A 17,925-nucleotide genomic window follows, 5' to 3' on the forward strand; every position below is an offset into this window, starting at 1 on the left:
ACCCGTCAACCCCGTCCTTCGAGAGGCTCCAGTGCGCCCCACAGTGCGCCGAGGCACACCGCGCGCAGCTCTTCGCGCGAGTACGCCTGGTTGGCGAGCCAGTCCACGCACATCGTGCGCACGAACACCAGCCAGCTCGTCAACGCCGCTGACACGAGATCCCGCGCGCGCTCGTCGAAACACGCGTTGTCGAGGAGCCGGTGCCGCAACGTGGCCAGTTCGCCCTCGATGATCGCCTGGATGACCTGGTCTCCCGCGAGCTCACGGTTGGCCGCGAGCACTGTGTGGCTGTTGGCCTCGAAGTACGCCAAGTGCGCGTCGAGCGCCGCGGCGACCTGGCCGGCCACGGGCGCATCGGGGTCGAACTCCGACTTGGCGAGCAACTGCTCGGACGCCTGCTCGTAGATCGCCGCGAACAGGTCGCGCTTGTTCGGGAAGTACCGGTACAGCAGCGCGCGTGAAATGCCCGCGCGGTCGGCGACGTCCTCCATCCGCACGTCCTCGTACGGCTTCGCCGCGAACAGCGTCGCCGCGACGTCGAGGAGTTCGGCGCGGCGCTCGGCCGGGTCGAGCCTGCGGCGTGGGGTCACCGCACCATCTTACTTGACACGCGTCTACTAGCTAAGTAGACACGCATCTACTAACGGGAGAGGTGGGGCGAATGGTCAAGCTCTTGAGAGTGCTGCTGCTGGTCACCGGCGTCGCGTGCGTGGCGATCGGCGTGTACCACATCGTGCTCGGAATCGACTCCGTGCCTGGTGAGGAGGGCACGGGCGCCACCGTGGACAGCCGGGAGCGCTTCTACAACGCGATCTTCCTCGGCTACGGGCTCGCGTGGGTCTGGGCCGCGCGGCAGGTGCCGATCTCCGCGTCAGCCGTGCGCTGGCTCGCCGGGATCATGCTGCTCGGCGGCGTCGGCCGGGTCCTGTCGATGCTCGTCCACGGCCAGCCGCACTGGTTCCAGGTCCCGCTGACCGTGATCGAGTTCGTGCTCCCGGCGGTGTTCTTCTGGCTGGCCACCGCCGACGAGCGCCGTGTCGCGCTCAGCGGACCTGGCTGAGCGCGGCGGTCCACGGCAGCCACCGGGGGTCCGCGCCCGACATCGGGTCCCACGCCATGTTCGAGCACGTGTAGCCCACGGCGTGCCCGCTGGCCGGATCGGCGAACGCCAGCCGCCCGCCCGCGCCCGCGTGACCGAAGGACGTGGGGCCCAACATCGGTTCGCCGGGTCGCGACAGCTCGTAGCCCAATCCGAACCGCTGCGGGAACGGGATGCGCATCAGGTTCAGCGGTGAGGGCGCGGACAACGAGTCCGTCTGCGGGGTCCGCGCCTGGCGCGCCGACTCCTCGCTGAGCAGGCGCACACCGTCGACCTCGCCGATCGTGGCCGCGTACATCCGCGCGAGCGAGTGCGCGTCGCCGACCGCGTTCATCGCGGGGATCTCGGCTGCGCGGCCCTCGCGGGTGTTCAGCAGTGGCAAGCACTCCGCGGCGAACATGTAGCCCCTCATAAGCGCGCGCAGCGTCTTCATGCCGAACTTCAGCGCGGCGGGCAGTTTCAGTTCCGGCGCCGTGGAGAACTGCGGCACCACGCGGTGCTCCTGCTCCTCGGGCAGGCCGATCCACAGGTCCAGTTCGAGCGGGTCGGCGATCTCAGTGCGGAAGAACTCGCCGACAGAGCGTCCTGCGATGCGGCGCACGACCTCGCCGACGAGATAGCCGTAGGTCAACGCGTGGTAGGCGTAGGCGGTGCCGGGCTCCCACATCGGAGTCGCCGCGCCCAATGCCTTGGCGCACGTGTCCCAGTCCAACGCGTCGATCGGGATGAGCCCGGCCTCCTTGGGGAACGACGGTATGCCCGCGCTGTGCGTGAGCAGGTGCCGCACCGTGGCCGACGTGGCCGTGAACTCCGGCCAGTACCGCGTCACGGGCTCGTCCACGTCGAGGAGTCCGCGCTCCACGAGCATCTGCGCGCACGTCGCCACGATGCCCTTGGTGCACGACATGACGATGCCGATCCTGTTCTCCTCGCCCGTCCACAGGTCCACGACGAGCTCACCGTGCCGGTAGACCGACAGCTGCGCCTGGCCCTCGTCGTGGGCCTGCGCGGCCGCGAACGCCTCACGCACGTTCTCGTAGCCACGGGCCACTGATCCGCTGACTCGCATCGTCATGCCTCCACCGCCGTCCGGGAACACCGCGAGACGTTATCGGACCACTGGTCTGTTATCAAGAGACCGCTGGTCTGATAAGCTGGTCCGGTGACCGACTTCCAGCGCGCGCGGCGCCCTGAGCAGGTGAGACAGCGCCGGGAAGCGATCCTCGACACGGCAGGGGAGATGCTCGCCGAGCGCCCGCTCGCCGAGATCAGCCTGCGTGAGCTGAGCGATCGGGTGGGCCTGGCGAAGTCCAACGTGCTGCGCTACTTCGACAGCCGGGAAGCCGTCTTCCTGGAGTTGCTCGACCGGCAGTGGACTGCGTGGCTGGACGAACTGGAGCCGGTGCTGACGCGGCAGGTACCCAGCGAGGCGGAGGCGGTGGCCACGGCGGTCGCGCTCTCGCTTTCCGGGCACGCGCAGCTGTGCGAGCTGATCAGCTCGATGGCGGGCGTGCTCGAACGCAACATCACCGTGGAGTACGCGCGGGTGTTCAAGGGCAACTCCTCGCGCAACGCCGACCGGCTCGCGGCCATGGTGCGCGGGCACTTCCCGGGCATCGGTGAGCACGGGGCCGGCCACTTCGCGGGCTCGGTGTTCGTCATCGTCGCCGGGCTGTGGCCCTACGCGCGGCCCACCGAGGCTGTCGCGCAGGTGATGGCCGAAATGGGCTCGCCGACCTCACCGGAGCTGTTCGTGATCGGCCTGCGCGAAGGGCTGTGCAACCAGCTCGTCGGCCTTATCGCGCGATCTGGCGGGCGTTGACCAGCGACTGGAGCGCGGGCGCGTAGAGGTCCGCGATCTGCTCGACGTCGGCGGTCGCCGCAGGGCCTTCGCGGTCGACCGCGAGCGCCGCGCCGAGCCCGATCAGCTGTGCCACGAACAGTTCCGCGCGCAGTGGCACGTCCTCGCCGGTGAGCCGTGCCGCGACCTGCTGCACGACTTGGCGGCGGAAACGCTCGCGCAGCATGGCCCGCTCCGCGCCCACGCCGAGTGCGAACACCACGCGCAGCAACAGGTCCGCGTTGTTGTCGCGGCGGAACTGGACGATCGCGCGCACCGCACAGCGCCCTAGCTCTTCGTTCGGCGCGTCCAGCAACGCGGTCGCCGCGTCCTCGAAGTCGGCGACCTTGTCGAACAGGGACTCCTTGCCGCCGAAGTGCTTCACGATCAACGAAGCGCTCACGCCCGCATCGGCTGCGATTCCACGCAACGTGACGTCCGCGTAGGGATTGCGCGCGAACGCACGACGCGCGGCGAGCAGGATCGCGTGGCGACTGTTGTCGGTCATGCCGCCGTACCCGCGAGCACGCGCGCCTCGACCTGTGCCGGACGCGGAGCGGGGATAAGCAGGGTGAGCCCGAGCGCCGCCAACGCGCACGCGCCCGCGATGACGAACACCACGAGGTAGGCGCCGAGCGTCGGCCCGTGCACCGTGACCAGCGACGAGAGCACGGTGGCCACGACCGCGCTGCACACGGCTTGGCCGATGGAGCGCATCAGTGTGTTGAGCCCGTTAGCGGCGGCGGTTTCCGTCACCGGCACAGCATGCATGATCAGCGCGGGCAGGGCGGAGTACGCCACGGCCGTTCCCGCGGCGACCACCGTCGCACCGATGACGATCGCGACCAGGCTCTCACTGGTGAACAGTCGCACCGCGTAGCCCACGGCCATCACACCTGTTGCCACAGCGAGGGTGAAACGCGGACCGCGCGCAGCTGACAACCGTGCGGACACCGGCGACAACAGCACCATCGCGATGCCGCCGGGCAACAGACACAGTCCGCTCACCACGATGGACGCGCCGAGGCCGTAGCCGGTCGCGACGGGCTCTTGCACGAGCTGCGCCGTGGCCAACGAGTTGGCGTAGAAGGAAAATCCGACTAGTAGTGCCGCGAGGTTGGTGAACAGCACGGCGGGGCGCGCGGAGACTCTGAGGTCAACCATGGGCGCGTGCACGCGCAGCTGGTGGAAGCCCCACAGCGGCACGATGAGCACGGCCGCCGCGAAGAAGCCGAGCGTCGCTGGCGAACTCCATCCCCACGCGCTGCCCTTGGACACCGGTACCAACAAGCACACCAGGAACGCGCTCAGCCCCAGCGCTCCCACGACGTCGAAACGGCCGCGTGTGCGCAACGGCGACTCGGGCACGATGAGCACGACAGCGGTCAGCGCGAGCACACCGAGCACCGCGCACAGCCAGAACAGCGTGTGCCAGTCCGCGTGCTCTACGACCAACGTGGCCAACGGAATCCCCAGCGCGGCCCCCACGCCCAGCGTGGCGCTCATCATGGCGATCGCCGGAACCACGCGCTCCCGCGGCAGCTCATCGCGCAGGATGCTGATGCCCAGCGGCACGACCGCGAGCGCGGCGCCTTGCAAGCCCCGGCCGACCATCAGCACGCCGAGACTGGAACTGACCGCGCACAGCACCGAGCCGGCGATCATCGACGAGAGCGCGAGCAGCAGCACGCGGCGCTTGCCGTACATGTCCCCGGCGCGGCCGAGCAGCGGCGTGAAGACCGCGCCCGTCAGCAGCGTGATCGTGAGCAGCCAGCTCACGTCGGTCGCCGTGCCGCCGGTGAGCGCGGGCAGCCGGGGGAGCAGCGGGACCACGATCGTCTGCATCACCGCCATGAGCACCCCGCAGGAGGCGAGCGCGGCGAGGATCAGGCGCGGACGACGTGCGCTGGGCATGGAACTCCTCCGAAAGGGGTGAACGTGTGTTCACCTAGTAAACGCCTGTTCACCTCAGAACTCAAGTCCGGCCCTGACCTGGCCGAACCTGGATTGTCAGGGGTCCGTGCTTCAGTCGGGGCATGGCAGAGAGGAACGAGAAACCAACCGTTGTGCTCGGCGCGACCGGCTCCACCGGGCGGAGGGTGGCGGCCCTGCTGCGCGAGGCCGGGCGACCGGTGCGGGCGGCCTCCCGCTCCGGCGGCGTCCGGTTCGACTGGGCCGACCGCGCCACCTGGGAGCCGACCGTGGCGGGCGCGGGCGCGATGTACCTGATGGCCCCGCACGAACTGCCCGTCGATCCCGAGTTCGTCCGCTGCGCTGTGGAGAACGGAGTGCGGCGGCTGGTGTTGTTGTCCAGCATGGCGATCGAGCTGATGGGCGACGAGCGGCTGATGGCGGCCGAGCGCACCGTGCGCGAGTCCGGCGCGGAGTGGACGATCGTGCGGCCCAACTGGTTCAACCAGAACTTCGACGAGGGCGTGTTCGCCGCCGCGATCACCGCGGGCGAGCTGGCCGTCCCGGTCGGCGAGCTCCGGCAGGCGTTCGTCGACGCCGACGACATCGCGGCCGTCGCCGCCACGGCGCTGGTCGAGGACGGCCACGCCGGGCGCAGCTACGAGGTGACCGGGCCGGAGGCGCTGTCCTTCCCCGACGCGCTGGCCCTGATCGGCGCGAAGGTCGGCCGAGAGATCCGCTTCCACGGCGAGAGCGCCGACTACGTCGCCGCGATGACCGGCTTCGGCGTGCCGCGCGAGCAGGTGTTGTCGGAGCTGCCCGGCTTCGAGGCTCTGCGTGCCGGCGGAGACGGCGCTCCAACCGACGTCGTCCGCGCCGTCACCGGTCGAGCCCCCAAGCCGTTCACCGCTTACGTGTCGCAGGCGCACTTCCCAACCACGAGCTGACCAGTGCGGTCTACGAGAGCAGGGCCTCGCTGAGGGCGCGCCACTGCGGGAGGGCGGTCTGGCCGGGCTCGACGCCGATCACCTGGACGGCGACGTGGTCGGCTCCGGCGTCGAGGTGGTTGTGCAGCTTCCTGGTGATGGAGCCCAGATCGCCCCAGTGCACGAAGTCGTCGATGAGCCGATCGCTGCCGCCGTCGCCGATCTCCTCCTTGGAGTAACCGAGGCGGCGGAACTTCGCGATGTTGTACGGGCTCGTGAGGTAGGTGTGCATGTGCGCGCGGGCGATCTCGTGAGCCTTGACGGGGTCTGTCTCCAGCAGCACCGCGTGCTCGACGCCGAGAAACGCTTGCGGCCCAAGGATGTCACGGGACTGCGCGGTGTGCTCGACGTTGACGTGGTAGCTCTGCGAACCGGCGGCGCGGTCGTGGGCCAGCTCCAGCATCTTGGGCCTGTAGGCGGCGAGGACACGCCGGACCGGGTGCTGTGGAGCGGGGTTGGGCGAGTCCGTGTCGTCCAGCTCGTCGAGGTGGGCGGCCATCACGTCGAGCGGCTTGACGCCCGCAGGGGGAGACGCGGGCGATGCCGTTGACGACGTTCAGCCGCTCGGAGGAGGAGAGCAGCACGGCCGCGTGCGTGAGGGCGTCCCGCCCCAGCAGTTCGGGCACCCACACCGTGCGCCAGCCCAACTCCTCGATCTCGCGGACGGACTCGTGCACCAGCGCCACCGGCTGGAACTCGAAGTCGAAGGTGGAGAGCCCGAACCGCTTCAGCTCCAGTCCGTCCACGCTGCCCATCGCGCCACCCCGTCATCCGCGCCCACCCCGTCAAATCGAAGTATCGCGTCTTTTCGATTTGAAAGGCAGGTTCGATCAGCCGGAGACCGGCCAGAGCTGAGTGCCCGAAGCCAGCAACGACGCTTGGTGCGGCGGCAGTTCCTCGCCTTCGACCACCACGTCGACGAGTGCTCCGCGCTGGGAGATCCCTGGGGCGAACTCGACCGCGTACACGACGTGCTCAGGGCAGGGCGCGTTCTTCGTGACGGGCACGCACACAGCCTTGACGACCCGTCGCGCCCCGGAAGTCAGCTCAATGAACTGTCCTCTGTGGACGCTTCGGCGGTCTCGAAGCGGTAGACGGGGAGGTGGACGTTCGTGGGCGTTCGCCTGGCGAGGACGGCGAACTCGGCTTCGCGCAGCAGCCACACGTCGGCCGTGCCGATCTGGACGCCGCGGTGAAATGGCTCCACAGCGCGGCTATGTCGTCGTCGGTCACCCGACCCGTGAAGTGGCGGATGAGGTCGACAACGGGATCGCACGGCTCGCGCCGACGGTACAACCGCTGGGGGTGGGGCATTCCCCACCTCCAGCGGGCGGCCAGCACCAGAGATCATCGGCGACCGGGTTCCTACCGTTGCCGACAACGACTTCTGGTGGGAGAGAACGATGTTCCGACGGCCCTGGATGGCTCCGCTCGCGTTGGTGGTGCTGGCGTTCCTCGCGCTCTCGCTGCCCGGCTACCTCAGCCTCGACCCGTCGCGGTCCCGACTGCCGTCGCCGCCCGGTTTCCCCGCGTACTACTGGATTCTCGTCTCGCACATCATCTTCGGCTCCATCGCCATGATCACGTGCTGCCTGCAGATCTGGCCGTGGCTGCGCCAGCGCAACCTCGCCCTGCACCGAAGGCTGGGCCGCGTCTACGTCTTCGCCGGAGTCCTGCCCGCCGGGCTGCTCGGCTTCGTCGTGGGCGTGAACACGCCCTTCGGGCCGGTCGCCATGGCCAGCCACGTGATTCTCTCCGCGCTCTGGCTCGGCACCACCGCGATGGGCGTCATCACCGCGCGCGGGCGCCGCATGGTCGAGCACCGCCGCTGGATGGTCCGCAGCTTCGCGCTGACCATGTCGATCATCACCAACCGCCTGTGGTCGGCGCTGGCCGTCACCGTGCTGGAGCCGCGGATCGCCACCACCTTCGGCGGCAGCGAGATCGCGTTCATGCACGCCATCGGATCGCTGTCCTCCTGGCTGGGCTGGACCGTCCCGCTGCTGATCGCGCAGTGGTGGCTCGACCGCGACCGCCGACCCGCCCGCCGCCGCGCCCCGAAGATCGCCCAACCTGCCTGAGGGGCCGAGCTAGAGGGTCTCGACGAGCTGCGCGATGCGGGTCTCGTCGCGCTTGTAGTGGGTCCACTTGCCCACGCGCGTGGACTTCACCAGTCCGGCCCGCTCCAGTTCGGCCATGTAGGCGGACACGGTGGACTGCGCCAGGTTCGCCTTCTCGCGGATGTGCGTGACGCAGATCCCCACCTCGACGGGATCGGCGATGGCGCGCTCGGCGGAGAAGTGGAGCGTGGGCTCGCGCAGCCACAGCAGCAGTTGCAACCGCATCGGGTTCGACAGCGCCCGTAGCGCGAGGAGCACGTCGGGATCGGGTGAGCTCGCGTTCTCCGCCACACCGCGAGTCTAGGTCCGCCGTCACGGGCAGGCGACCACCTGACCGGCCCACGAAAGCCCGCCGCCGAAGGAGAACAGCAGGACCGGGGCGCCGGGCTCGACCTCGCCGAGTTCCACGAGCTTCGACAGGGCCAGCGGGACCGAGGCGGCCGAGGTGTTGCCGGAGTCCACGACATCGCGCGCGATCACCGCCTTGGTGGCGCCGAGCTTGTCCACGAGCGCGTCGATGATGCGCAGGTTCGCCTGGTGGGTGACCACGGCGCCCAGGTCGGCGGGCGTGACCCCGGCGCGCTCGCAGGTCAGCTTCGCGAAGTCGACGAGCTCGGTCGTCGCCCAGCGGTACACCTCGCGGCCCTCCTGGCGGAAGAGCGGGTGCCAGTCGTCGAGGAGCCGCACAGCGTGCCCGCGCGTCGGGTCCGAGCCCCAGACGACCGGGCCGATTCCGTCGGCGCCGCCGGAGCCGGTGACCACGGCCGCGCCCGCGCCGTCGCCGAGCAGCACGCAGGTCGACCTGTCGGTCCAGTCGGCGAGGTCGGACATCTTCTCCGCGCCGATCACCAGCGCCGCGCCGGTGGCTCCGGCTCGCACCGCGTGGTCGGCGGTGGCCAACGCCGTGGTGAATCCGGCGCAGCCGTTGTTGAGGTCGAAGGCGACAGCGGCCGGGATGGTCAGCCGCCCGGCCACCTGCGCCGCGATCGACGGGCAGCGGTCGATCGCAGAGCACGTCGCCACGACGACCATGCCGACGTCCTCGGGGGCGAGCCCGGAGGAGGCCAGCGCCTTCGCCGCGGCCTGCGCCGCGAGGTCGGTGACGGACTCGGCGTGCGCGATGTGCCGGGTGGCGATCCCGGTCCGCTGGCGAATCCACTCGTCGGTCGTGTCGACCAGAACGCTCAGGTCATCGTTGGTCATGACGTGTTTCGGCTGGTGGTGACCCAGCGCGGCGATCCTCGGCAACGGCATGCCCGGCATTTTAGCGTCCGATCGGTCGGACGCTAAATGTGGAGCGTCCCGGTAGGCTGGCTCCGTGAGTCCGCGCAGATCGGCGACCGAGGCCCGCAACACCCGCTCGGTGATCCTCGACAGGGGCGTGCGCGTCGCCTCCGTGGAAGGACTGGAGGGCCTGACCATCGGCAGGCTCGCCACCGACCTGGGTATGAGCAAGTCCGGCCTGCTCGGCCACTTCGGTTCCAAGGAGGTCCTGCAGCTCGCGGTCGTCGACACCGCCGCCGGGGTCTTCGTCCACGAGGTGTCGGACCGGGCCACCGGGGTCGAGCCCGGCCTGCCCCGGCTGCGCGCGCTCTGCGAGGCGTGGATCTCCTACCTGGAGCGCGGTGTCTTCCCCGGCGGCTGCTTCTTCACGGCCGCCGTCGCCGAGTTCGACGACCGCGAAGGCCCCGTGCGCGAGGCCGTCGCCGGGATGATCGGCGTGTGGCGTCGCGACCTCACGTTCCAGATCAGGCTCGCCGCGAACGCGGGGCAGCTGCCCGAGGACACCGACGCCGACCAGCTGATGTTCGAGCTGTACGGCGTGATGCTCAGCCTCAACCACTCGCTGCGCCTCGACCGCGACCGCGTGGCCGCCGACCGCGCCCGCCGGGCCGTCACCCGTCTTCTCGGTGTGTGATCACCCCTCCGGGAGCGGGAGCAGCGCGGGCTGCTCCGGGTCGTGCTCGCGCGGATCGTCCGGCAACGCGAGCTGTTCCGGCGCCGGTGCCGTGCGGCGCAGTTCCTCCAGCGGCGGCAGCTCGACGGCCTCCCCGCGCCTGGTGATCTCCGCGGCCGCGCGGGCGACCTGCGTCGCGGTGAGCCCTTCGCCGAGCCCACCCCGCTCCGCGCTGCGCAGCACCAGCCGCATCAGATCGATCGCGGAGATCCGCCGCAGCCCCGAGCGCTCGTAGAACACATGCGCCCCAACGACATCCGGTCGCTCCGCGCGCCACGCCGCGAGGTAGTCGAGCACCGGCGCCGGTAAGGGCAGCCACATCTCGCCGTCGTGCACTCCGCGCCGTGAGAGATCGGCGAGCGTGCGCGTGGTGACGCGTTCCGGCCGCCACTGGGTGACCACGAGCAGGCCGACCATGGCGGCGCCGAGGCTGCCGCCGAGCCACGGGTCGCGGTGCGCCTCGGTGACCAGCGCGCGCAACGCCTCCGCGTCCGCGCTGCGCGCCGGGCTCCTCGGATGGGGTGGGTAGGCCGACGCCGGATCGAGCGCGCGGGCCTGCTGCACGGGGTTCGCCTCGATCAGCCCCGCGCGCACGCAGTAGGTGAAGAAGGAGCTCCACGCCGTCGCCTTGGTGGCGATGGTGTTGTGCCGCCGCAACGGGTGCGCGTGGAGGTCGAGGTCGTGTCGGTTGCCGGTCAATGTGTGCGAGTACGCGATCACGTCCTCGGCGCGGGTGGAGAGCAGGCCCCGGCCGCGGTGGCCCAGCAGCCAGCCCGCGAGGCGGCCGAGGTCGCGGCGGTAGCGGGCCCGCGTGTGCTCCGAGGGAATGGTCGCCAGCCAGGCGGTCACCAGCCGCGACACAGCCGCGCTGGTCATGATCGGTGTCGTCCTTGCCTTGTCCATGTCGCGATGGTGACACCACCCCCTGACCGTCAGTCACACCTCGAAGTGGACGCCCAGTCCCACCAGGGCGCCGACGACCGCCAGCCACGCCAGCGCGCGCCCGCTCGGCCGAGGCCCTGACAGCAGCTCTCGCACTCCGAGCGGGATCAGTGCGACGCAGAGACCGCCCACCGCGATCAGCGACTGCGGCAGCTCGGTGCCCTTCAGGATTCCGATGGCCTGCGAGCAGGCCAGACCGAGCGCCACTGACGCGACGAGGCCCAGCGTTCGTGAGCGGTACGCGCCGACCGCGAGCACGATCCAGCCGAAGACGATGGCAGGGGCGAGGACGCGGACGGGGTGCCAGGACAGCTCGCCCCACGCGGGGTAGAAGCGCGCGACGGCGTTCACCGCGCTGTTCTGGTCGAGCGAGTCGACGAGCAGCAGTGCGTACAGATCGGCGCCGGCGTGGAAGGTCCGCGCGAACAATCCGAAGATCACCAGGCAGCCGCCCCACGCCGCCAGCAGCGGGTGCTTGAGGCCGATCGAGCGCGCCAGCGCCAGGATTCCGGGCCACAGAAGAAGATTCCCGGCGGCGAAGCAGGTGTAGGCCGCGACCACCAGCCCGGGGTGCTCGGCGTAGGCGGCCAGCTGCTGGGGGAAGAAGAAGTGGAAGCCACTGCGCAGCAGGGTTCCCGCGAGCAGCAGGAGCGGCCCCAGCACGAGCGAGGTCCCGGTGACCCAGCGCCCTGGGAAGTCGTTGTCTCTCATGCCTCTCAGCCTGCTCGGGCGGGACGAGGAGCACATCTGACCGGAGTCAGATTGGCGATCGGGGAATATCTGACCGTGGTTAGACGCGCAGTGTCGGACCGCCGGTCTACGTTGATCCCGTGAAGAAAGTCGTCGACGCCGCAGCGGCCGTGTTCCTGGCACTGCTGGGCAGCTACGCGGCGGTGGAGCCACCCGGCCCGCCGTCCACGCTGCCCGGCTGGCTGACGAGCCTGGCCGCCTGCGTCGTCGCCCTGCCCGTCGCCGTGCGCCGCCGATGGCCGCTGGCGGTCCTCGCGGTGGTGCTCGGTGCCGGACTGCTGAGCACGGCCATCGGTGCGGTCGGTGTCGGCGTGGTCTGGGTTGTTTATGCGCCAACGGTTCTGGCCCTCTACACCGTGGCATCCACTGTGGACGCGCGCTGGGCGGCGGGTGCGTTCGCGGTGAGCCTGGCAGGGGCCGGGGCGACGATCTACGCCTGCTACCCGCGAGGGACGGCCTTCGAGTGGTCGACCGAGGCGGTCGTCGTGGGCGCGGGCATGGGCGTGGCCTGGGCAGCGGGGACCGTGGTGCGCTGGCGCAGGGAGACCGCGGCGACGTTCGCTCATCAGTTCGCGAGGGAGGCCGTCGTCGAAGAGCGGTTGCGGATCGCCAGGGAACTGCACGACGTGGTGGGGCACAGCATGAGCCTCATCGCGGTGAAGGCGACCGTGGCCAACCACCTCGCGGACCCGGCGGAGTCCCGCTCGGCGCTCGCGATCATCGAGACCACGAGCCGCGATGCTCTGGTGGAGATCCGCCGCGTGCTGGGCGTCCTGCGCGAGGACGCGGAGCTGCGCCCGCTGTCCGGTCCCGCCGACATCGCGGAGCTGGCCGAGGCAGCGCGGGCGGCCGGGGTGCGGGTGGACACGTTCGTCAGCGGAACCGAGGAACTGCCGGACGCGGTGGGTCTGTCGGTGTACCGCATCGTCCAGGAGTCGCTGACGAACGTGGTCAAGCACGCCGCGCCGGCCTCGTGCCGGGTGATCGTCACGGAGAGCTTCGGCACGGTGAGCATTGAGGTGACCGACGACGGGCTCGGTCACGCCACAGCAGGGGAGGGACACGGGTTGATCGGAATGCGGGAGCGGGTGTCGCTCTACGGCGGCACCTTCACGGCCGGACCACGGGAGGGAGGTGGTTTCGCGGTGGTGGCACACCTGCCGTGGAAGGCACGGTGAGCGGCATGGACGTGAGGGTCCTGCTCGCCGACGACCACTCGTTGCTGCGGCAGAGCTTCCGCGCGTTGCTCGACGGCACGCCCGGGTTCACCGCCGTCGGCGAGGCGGGCACCGGGGCGGACGCGGTGCGGCTGGCCGCGAAGTACCGGCCCGACATCGTGCTGATGGACGTGCGGATGCCGGTGTTCGACGGGATCGAGGCGACCCGGCGGATCTGCGCCGACCCCTCGACCGCCGGGTCGAAGGTGATCATCCTGACCACCTTCGACCTCGACGAGTACGTCTACGCGGCGCTGCGCGCGGGCGCGAGCGGGTTCCTGGTCAAGGACACCACCGCCGCCGACCTGCTCGCCGCGATCCGGGTGGTCGCGCAGGGAGAGGCGCTGCTCGCCCCGGCCGTGACCCGGCGGCTGATCGCCGAGTTCGCCAGGAGACCCGAGCCCGGTCCCGCGTCCCGGCCCAGCCCCGAGCCCCAACACGGTCACCGGTCCCCGCCCGGCCAAGAGTCGCGGCACGACCGAGAGTCTCCGCCTGGCCAAGAGGCCCCGACCGGCCAGGAGGCCCTGCCTGGTCAAGAGCCTCAGCCCGGCCAAGAGCCCGAGCCCGGCCATGAAGGCGTGGGTGGCCAGGAGCCCGAGTCCCGTCGGCTGAGCGCGGAGCTGGACGGCGTGACTCCGAGAGAACGGGAGGTGTTGACCCTGATCGCCCACGGGCTGTCCAACGGCGAGATCGCGCAGAAGTTGTTCGTGGGCATGGGCACGGTGAAGACGCACGTCGGGCGGCTGCTGGACAAGTTGCGCGCGCGGGACCGGGCGCAACTGGTCATCGCGGCGTACCGGACGGGACTGGTGAGCGTGCCGGACGGCTGAGACGGCGGCGTGTTCGGTGCGCGGAGGCGCCTGGCTGGCTAGCGTGTGCGGCAACGGACACGAGGAGGACCAGTGGCGGCGAGCAAGCAGCTGAAGCGCGTGCTGATCATGTTGCTGGGCGGGGCGCTGGTGCTGGTCGGCGTGGTCCTGCTGGTGCTGCCGGGACCCGGATTGCTGCTGGTGCTGGCCGGTCTGGTCACCCTCGCCGCCGAGTTCCCCTCCCTGGAGAAGTACGTGGACCCGGTGCGGGACCGCGCGATGAAGGGGATGGAGGCGGCGGTGTCCTCGCCGCTGAACGTGGCGGGGTCGGTGCTGGCCGGGCTCGGGCTGATCGGCCTGGGCGTGGTCTGGGGCCTGCGGCTGTTCCCCTGGCTGCCGCTTCCCGGCTGGGCCACCGGGTCGAGCCTGATCATCTCCGGGGCCATCCTGTTCGGCCTGTTGGGTTACAGCTACCACCGGGTGAGCCAGCGCCGACGCTCCGCGGCGGCCCAGGAGTCGTAGGCTGGACCATCGCGCTCCGCGTTCGCAGGGAGGCCCAGTGTCACAGTTGCCACTGAGAGTCAGCACGCAGACCGCTGCTGTCCTGCACGAGGCCCACAACACGATCACAGCGCGCTTCGCCTACGACCGGTACGGCCTCTACGAGTACGTGCGCGTCGTCGCGGGGCGGATCGCGCGGGTGGACGCCTTCCACGTCGGCCTGCTGCACGGTTCCAACCGCGTCCGCTTCGTCTACGGCCACGACGACCCGGTCTCCCGCGCGTACTCGCCGAACGGCCAGGTGGCGTGGGTCGTCCGGCACAAGCAGACCTACCGCGTGTCCTACGACAACGGTGCCGCATTGCGCGCGGACAGCGCCGCCGCCGACGTGGTCACCGTGCCGTTGTTCCGCCGCGACCGCACCGGTGGGCGCCGGATCTTCGGGATGCTGTCGATGTACTGCTCGGTGCCCGAGATCTACGACGACAACTCCGTGCACGCCTTCGAGTGGCTGGCCGGGCTCGTCGCCCGAGTGCTCGCGCGGCACCAGGAGGATCTTGACGCGCTGCGATTACTCCCGGCCGACCTGCCGGGCCTCGCCACGTCCTCGACCCGTGATCCCGTCGTGGAGTACCTGGCCTCGCGCGTCGCCTCGCTGCGCCGCACCGCGGAGGACGTGCTCGTCGGCGGAGAGCTGACCCTCGCGGCCGCGCACCTCCAGCAGGTCGTCACCTCGTGCGTGGAGATCCAGTCGGAGCTCGCCGAGATGTCCCTCCGCGCCGACGACGGCCCCGAGCAGCGGTTCCTCGCGCTCACCCCGGCCGAACAGCGCGTCGCCCTGCTCGTCGCCGACGGCCTCACCAACCAGCGCCTGGCCCAGGAGCTGGGCATCAGCGCCAACACGGTGAAGACGCACCTCAAGAACATCCTGCGCAAGTACGCCATGGACCGCGCCCAGGTCGCCGAGGACGTCCAACGCCACCTGGTCCGCTGACGCGCTGCGCGGCTAGAGAGCGGCGGGGTGGCGGAGGAGGGCCTGGACGCGCTGCACCTCGCGTTCGCGGTGCTGGGCGGCGAAGGACTCGACGGCGCGCTCCCACGCCTCCCTGGCCCGCACGTGCAGGCCGAGCCCGGTGTAGGCCTCGCCGATGTGCTCCAGCAGCTCCGCCTCGATGTACAGGTTCCCCAGGCGCACCGACAGCGTCCGCGCCTGCTCGTAGTACGCGAGCGCCTCCTCGAACCGGCCGGCTTCGTGGGCGAGCAGACCGAGCCCTTCGAGCGCGCCGGCCTCGCCGCTGCGGTCGTTGTGCGCCCGGTACAGCGCGAGCGCCTGCTCGCAGTGCCGTCGCGCGTCGGCGTGCCTGCCGCCGATCTTGAGCAGGCACCAGCCGACGGCCATGTGCCCCTGCGCGTGCAGGGCGGGCTTGCCGAGCCCCTGGTAGATGCGCAGCGTGGCCTCGGCGTGCACCAAGCCGCGCCGGTGGTCCCCGCGCCGGTCGCACGCGGCCACCAGGCTGTAGTTGATGTGCGCCACCACTTCCGGCGTCTCGGCCAGCTCAAGGGCGCGCTCCACGAACAGCAGCGCCTTGTCGTGCTGGTCCATCCGCGCGTGCGCGTCGGAGAGCGAGCGCAGGCACAGCACGCGCGCGTCCACGTCGCCGAGCGCTTCGGCGGAGCGCAGGCCGGCGGCCCACAGCGCGACGCGTTCGGAGAGCAGGCCGCGGCGCCAGTAGTAGGTGTCCATGGCGCGCGCGATCTGCCAGACCCTGTTGTGCCACAACGACTCTGCGGCGAGGACCTGGGCGGCGGCGACGTTGCCCTGCTCGGCGTCCATCCACTCCATCGCCGACTCCATGTCGTCGAAGGTGGCGGGGACGCAGCCGGGCGCGGGCGGCTCCAGCTCGATCTGGGCCCGGCGGGGGAACAGCGCGCGCTCGACGGCGTAGGCGGAGTGCGTGTGGAAGTCGACCCACCGGCGCAGCGCCTCCGTCGCTGAAGCACCCGCGGTTTCCTTGGCGTACAAGCGGACCAGATCATGCATCCGGTATCTGTCCGAAGTGGACAGTGTGATCAGGTTGGCGCTCTCCAGCTCCGCCAGCGCCGAGGCGTCGGTCCCGGTGAGCGCGGCGACGGCGGTCCTGTCGATCTCCACTCCGGGCACCACGCCGAGCAGGCCGAACAGCTCGGCGGCCTCGGGGGACAGCGCCCGCAGCGACCAGGAGAACACCGCGCGCAGGTCCACCCTGCCGTCGCCGATCCCGAGCCCGTCCAGCCGCGAGCGGTCATCGCGCAGGCTCCTGGCCAGCTCGGCGAGCCCGAGCCACGGCGAGGTGGCCACCCGCGCGGCGACCACGCCCAGCGCCAGCGGAAGACCCGCGCACAGCGCCTGCAACTCCTGCGCCGCCTCGGGTTCCTCGGCCAGGCGGTCCTCGCCGAGCCGCGCGGCGAGCAGGTCCCTGGCGTCCTCGGGAGCCAGCGGGTCGAGGGTGAGCAGGCGAGCGCCGTCCAGTCCCGCCATGCGGTCGCGGCTGGTCACCACCACCGTGCACTCGCCGTCGCCGGGCAGCAGCGGCGCGATCTGCTCGACGTCGTGCGCGTTGTCCAGCACCACCAGCGCGTTGCGGTCGGCGAGCAGTTCGCGGTAGAGCGCGACGCGCTCGTCCAGGCCCTCGGGCAGGGTCTCCGGTGGCGAGCCGAGCGCGTCGAGGAAGGCGCGCAGCGCGATCTCGGGCTGGACGGGCTCCCATTCGGGGTCGAAGCCGCGCAGGTCGGCGTAGAGCTGGCCGTCGGGGAACCGGTTCGGGTCGAGGTGCGCCCAGTGCAGCGCCAGCGAGGTCTTGCCGGATCCACCGATCCCGCTGATCACCGTGAGCGCGCCGCGGTCCAGCGAGGCCAGCTCGGCGCGGCGCCCGGCGAACACCCCCGGCGCGGACGGGAGCTGGCGGGGGATCGCGGCCCGGATCTTGGGCGCGGCGGTGCCTCGGGCGTGCACGGCCAGATCGGGCGCGGAGGCCAGGACCCGCCCGTGCAGCTCGCGCAGCCGCGCACCCGGATCGGTGCCCAGCTGTTCGGCGAGGCCGCGGTGCACGCGCTCGTACTCCTGGAGCGCGTCCGCGCGGCGGTCGTTGCGGTAGTAGGCGAGCATCAGCTGCTCGCACAGGCGCTCGTCGAGCGGGTGCTCGATCACGAGCTCGGTCAGCTCGGCGATCAGCTCGGCGTGCCGTCCGCAGGTCAGCAGCGCGTCGATCCGCTCGACCTGCGCGGCCAGCCGCTCCTTGTGCAGCGTCACCCGCACCGCGGCGGCCCACTCGGTGTCGAACCCGGCCAACGCCTCGCCCCGCCACAGCTCCAGCGCGTGCCGGAGCAGGACGGCGCGGCCGGCTGGATCGGACTTCCTGCGCGCCTTGGCCGCGCGGGCCCGGAAGGCGTGCAGGTCGATGTTGGCCAGGTCGGTGCTCAGCGTGTAGCCGCCGGGCTGGCGGGTCAGCGTCGCCTCGCCGGTCGGCGTGAGCACCCCGCGCAGCCGGGACACGTAAGTGTGCAGCGTGGAGCGCACCCCCGACGGGGGGTTGGCCCCCCACACGCGGGTGACCAGCTGTTCCTGCGGGATGAGCCGGTTGGCGTCGACCAGGAGCGCGGCGAGCACGCGCCGCTGCCGGGGGGAGCCGGTGTTGACCGGCTCCCCTCCGACGCGCACGTCGAGATCCCCGAGTATCCCCAGCTCCAGGGTCACATCACTCCCAATGGCCTAGTCCTGGTTCTGGATAACTCCTTTACGGGATCATTTCAAGGC

The 17,925-nt window shown here is 70.9% G+C and carries 20 protein-coding genes and 1 pseudogene; 9 read left to right on the top strand and 12 right to left on the bottom strand.

From position 1 onward, the window contains the following. Positions 1-5: 5 nt before the first annotated feature. On the bottom strand, positions 6-590 hold the full coding sequence (locus CCN37_RS07690; protein ID WP_086819978.1) for a TetR/AcrR family transcriptional regulator: 585 nt from the start codon (positions 588-590) through the stop codon (positions 6-8). A 71-nt stretch (positions 591-661) separates the two neighbouring features. On the opposite strand from CCN37_RS07690, the gene CCN37_RS07695 reads away from it, so the two are divergent. After that, positions 662-1,060 carry a DUF4345 domain-containing protein gene (locus CCN37_RS07695; protein ID WP_086819979.1) on the top strand — a complete coding sequence of 133 codons (399 nt, stop codon included), beginning with the start codon at positions 662-664 and terminating at the stop codon, positions 1,058-1,060. On the opposite strand, the gene CCN37_RS07700 is transcribed toward CCN37_RS07695, so the two are convergent. Next, entirely contained in the window at positions 1,044-2,174 is a 1,131-nt protein-coding gene (locus CCN37_RS07700; protein WP_210407912.1) for a serine hydrolase, read from the bottom strand. The two genes, CCN37_RS07695 and CCN37_RS07700, sit on opposite strands and share 17 nt — an antisense overlap. Before the next feature lie 87 nt (positions 2,175-2,261). On the opposite strand from CCN37_RS07700, the gene CCN37_RS07705 reads away from it, so the two are divergent. Beyond that, positions 2,262-2,921 (top strand): TetR/AcrR family transcriptional regulator, encoded by a 660-nt coding sequence (locus tag CCN37_RS07705; RefSeq protein ID WP_086819980.1) that lies wholly within the window; start codon positions 2,262-2,264, stop codon positions 2,919-2,921. Here CCN37_RS07705 and CCN37_RS07710 read toward each other — a convergent pair. Together CCN37_RS07710 and CCN37_RS07715 are read right to left on the bottom strand one after the other, a co-directional pair. Beyond that, on the bottom strand, positions 2,896-3,447 hold the full coding sequence (locus tag CCN37_RS07710) for a TetR/AcrR family transcriptional regulator (protein ID WP_086819981.1): 552 nt from the start codon (positions 3,445-3,447) through the stop codon (positions 2,896-2,898). The two genes, CCN37_RS07705 and CCN37_RS07710, sit on opposite strands and share 26 nt — an antisense overlap. Then, a complete protein-coding gene (locus CCN37_RS07715) occupies positions 3,444-4,853 on the bottom strand; it encodes an MFS transporter (protein ID WP_086819982.1) in 1,410 nt (469 codons plus the stop codon). The genes CCN37_RS07710 and CCN37_RS07715 overlap by 4 nt, the downstream gene beginning before the upstream one ends. A gap of 122 nt (positions 4,854-4,975) precedes the next feature. Here CCN37_RS07715 and CCN37_RS07720 point away from each other — a divergent pair, with 122 nt between their 5' ends. After that, positions 4,976-5,797 carry an SDR family oxidoreductase gene (locus tag CCN37_RS07720; protein WP_086819983.1) on the top strand — a complete coding sequence of 274 codons (822 nt, stop codon included), beginning with the start codon at positions 4,976-4,978 and terminating at the stop codon, positions 5,795-5,797. Between the two features lie 10 nt (positions 5,798-5,807). Here the strand turns inward: CCN37_RS07720 and CCN37_RS07725 are convergent. From CCN37_RS07725 to CCN37_RS39660, 3 genes and pseudogenes are all read right to left on the bottom strand, one after another. Beyond that, positions 5,808-6,573: pseudogene (locus CCN37_RS07725) on the bottom strand (LLM class F420-dependent oxidoreductase). Positions 6,574-6,666: 93 nt separating this feature from the next. Further along, on the bottom strand, positions 6,667-6,843 hold the full coding sequence (locus tag CCN37_RS39655; RefSeq protein WP_168200561.1) for a hypothetical protein: 177 nt from the start codon (positions 6,841-6,843) through the stop codon (positions 6,667-6,669). Positions 6,844-6,878: 35 nt separating this feature from the next. Continuing rightward, entirely contained in the window at positions 6,879-7,043 is a 165-nt protein-coding gene (locus CCN37_RS39660) for a hypothetical protein (RefSeq protein WP_168200562.1), read from the bottom strand. A gap of 196 nt (positions 7,044-7,239) precedes the next feature. On the opposite strand from CCN37_RS39660, the gene CCN37_RS07735 reads away from it, so the two are divergent. Further along, positions 7,240-7,917, top strand: a complete 678-nt coding sequence (locus tag CCN37_RS07735; protein WP_246842875.1) for a DUF2306 domain-containing protein — start codon at positions 7,240-7,242, stop codon at positions 7,915-7,917. A gap of 9 nt (positions 7,918-7,926) precedes the next feature. Here the strand turns inward: CCN37_RS07735 and CCN37_RS07740 are convergent, their stop codons facing one another. Both CCN37_RS07740 and CCN37_RS07745 read right to left on the bottom strand, forming a co-directional pair. Then, positions 7,927-8,247: a helix-turn-helix transcriptional regulator gene (locus CCN37_RS07740; protein WP_086819986.1), complete on the bottom strand. Its 321-nt coding sequence runs from the start codon at positions 8,245-8,247 to the stop codon at positions 7,927-7,929. Positions 8,248-8,268: 21 nt separating this feature from the next. Further along, positions 8,269-9,210, bottom strand: coding sequence for a beta-ketoacyl-ACP synthase III (locus CCN37_RS07745; RefSeq protein ID WP_086820017.1), 942 nt, complete (start codon positions 9,208-9,210; stop codon positions 8,269-8,271). A 64-nt stretch (positions 9,211-9,274) separates the two neighbouring features. Between CCN37_RS07745 and CCN37_RS07750 the strand changes: the two genes are divergently transcribed. Beyond that, positions 9,275-9,874, top strand: coding sequence for a TetR/AcrR family transcriptional regulator (locus CCN37_RS07750; protein ID WP_086819987.1), 600 nt, complete (start codon positions 9,275-9,277; stop codon positions 9,872-9,874). Here the strand turns inward: CCN37_RS07750 and CCN37_RS07755 are convergent, their stop codons facing one another. Both CCN37_RS07755 and CCN37_RS07760 read right to left on the bottom strand, forming a co-directional pair. Continuing rightward, positions 9,875-10,816: a site-specific integrase gene (locus CCN37_RS07755; protein ID WP_143261478.1), complete on the bottom strand. Its 942-nt coding sequence runs from the start codon at positions 10,814-10,816 to the stop codon at positions 9,875-9,877. 33 nt (positions 10,817-10,849) lie between these two features. Continuing rightward, a complete protein-coding gene (locus CCN37_RS07760) occupies positions 10,850-11,566 on the bottom strand; it encodes a hypothetical protein (RefSeq protein WP_210407913.1) in 717 nt (238 codons plus the stop codon). Between the two features lie 119 nt (positions 11,567-11,685). Here CCN37_RS07760 and CCN37_RS41360 point away from each other — a divergent pair, with 119 nt between their 5' ends. The 4 genes from CCN37_RS41360 (at position 11,686) to CCN37_RS41375 (ending at position 15,126) form a co-directional block, all read left to right on the top strand. Beyond that, positions 11,686-12,783 (top strand): sensor histidine kinase, encoded by a 1,098-nt coding sequence (locus CCN37_RS41360; RefSeq protein ID WP_246842876.1) that lies wholly within the window; start codon positions 11,686-11,688, stop codon positions 12,781-12,783. A 5-nt stretch (positions 12,784-12,788) separates the two neighbouring features. After that, complete coding sequence (locus tag CCN37_RS42135; RefSeq protein ID WP_305764705.1) at positions 12,789-13,652, top strand: response regulator; 864 nt, start codon at positions 12,789-12,791, stop codon at positions 13,650-13,652. 72 nt (positions 13,653-13,724) lie between these two features. Beyond that, complete coding sequence (locus CCN37_RS07775; protein WP_086819990.1) at positions 13,725-14,153, top strand: PGPGW domain-containing protein; 429 nt, start codon at positions 13,725-13,727, stop codon at positions 14,151-14,153. A 37-nt stretch (positions 14,154-14,190) separates the two neighbouring features. Continuing rightward, positions 14,191-15,126, top strand: coding sequence for a response regulator transcription factor (locus CCN37_RS41375; protein WP_246842877.1), 936 nt, complete (start codon positions 14,191-14,193; stop codon positions 15,124-15,126). A 12-nt stretch (positions 15,127-15,138) separates the two neighbouring features. Here CCN37_RS41375 and CCN37_RS07785 read toward each other — a convergent pair whose 3' ends face one another. Continuing rightward, positions 15,139-17,865, bottom strand: a complete 2,727-nt coding sequence (locus tag CCN37_RS07785) for a BTAD domain-containing putative transcriptional regulator (protein ID WP_086819992.1) — start codon at positions 17,863-17,865, stop codon at positions 15,139-15,141. Positions 17,866-17,925: the final 60 nt, after the last annotated feature.

The organism is Allokutzneria sp. NRRL B-24872, assembly GCF_002155965.1.
Classification (GTDB): domain Bacteria; phylum Actinomycetota; class Actinomycetes; order Mycobacteriales; family Pseudonocardiaceae; genus Allokutzneria.

What these genes read in the sequence shown, in the direction of transcription:
- CCN37_RS07695 (WP_086819979.1), top strand. Translation starts at nt 662, where the DNA reads ATGGTCAAGCTCTTGAGAGTGCTGCTGCTGGTCACCGGCGTCGCGTGC.
- CCN37_RS07700 (WP_210407912.1), bottom strand. Translation starts at nt 2,174, where the DNA reads ATGACGATGCGAGTCAGCGGATCAGTGGCCCGTGGCTACGAGAACGTG.
- CCN37_RS07710 (WP_086819981.1), bottom strand. Translation starts at nt 3,447, where the DNA reads ATGACCGACAACAGTCGCCACGCGATCCTGCTCGCCGCGCGTCGTGCG.
- CCN37_RS07715 (WP_086819982.1), bottom strand. Translation starts at nt 4,853, where the DNA reads ATGCCCAGCGCACGTCGTCCGCGCCTGATCCTCGCCGCGCTCGCCTCC.
- CCN37_RS07720 (WP_086819983.1), top strand. Translation starts at nt 4,976, where the DNA reads ATGGCAGAGAGGAACGAGAAACCAACCGTTGTGCTCGGCGCGACCGGC.
- CCN37_RS07735 (WP_246842875.1), top strand. Translation starts at nt 7,240, where the DNA reads ATGTTCCGACGGCCCTGGATGGCTCCGCTCGCGTTGGTGGTGCTGGCG.
- CCN37_RS07745 (WP_086820017.1), bottom strand. Translation starts at nt 9,210, where the DNA reads ATGCCGTTGCCGAGGATCGCCGCGCTGGGTCACCACCAGCCGAAACAC.
- CCN37_RS07755 (WP_143261478.1), bottom strand. Translation starts at nt 10,816, where the DNA reads ATGGACAAGGCAAGGACGACACCGATCATGACCAGCGCGGCTGTGTCG.
- CCN37_RS07760 (WP_210407913.1), bottom strand. Translation starts at nt 11,566, where the DNA reads ATGAGAGACAACGACTTCCCAGGGCGCTGGGTCACCGGGACCTCGCTC.
- CCN37_RS42135 (WP_305764705.1), top strand. Translation starts at nt 12,789, where the DNA reads ATGGACGTGAGGGTCCTGCTCGCCGACGACCACTCGTTGCTGCGGCAG.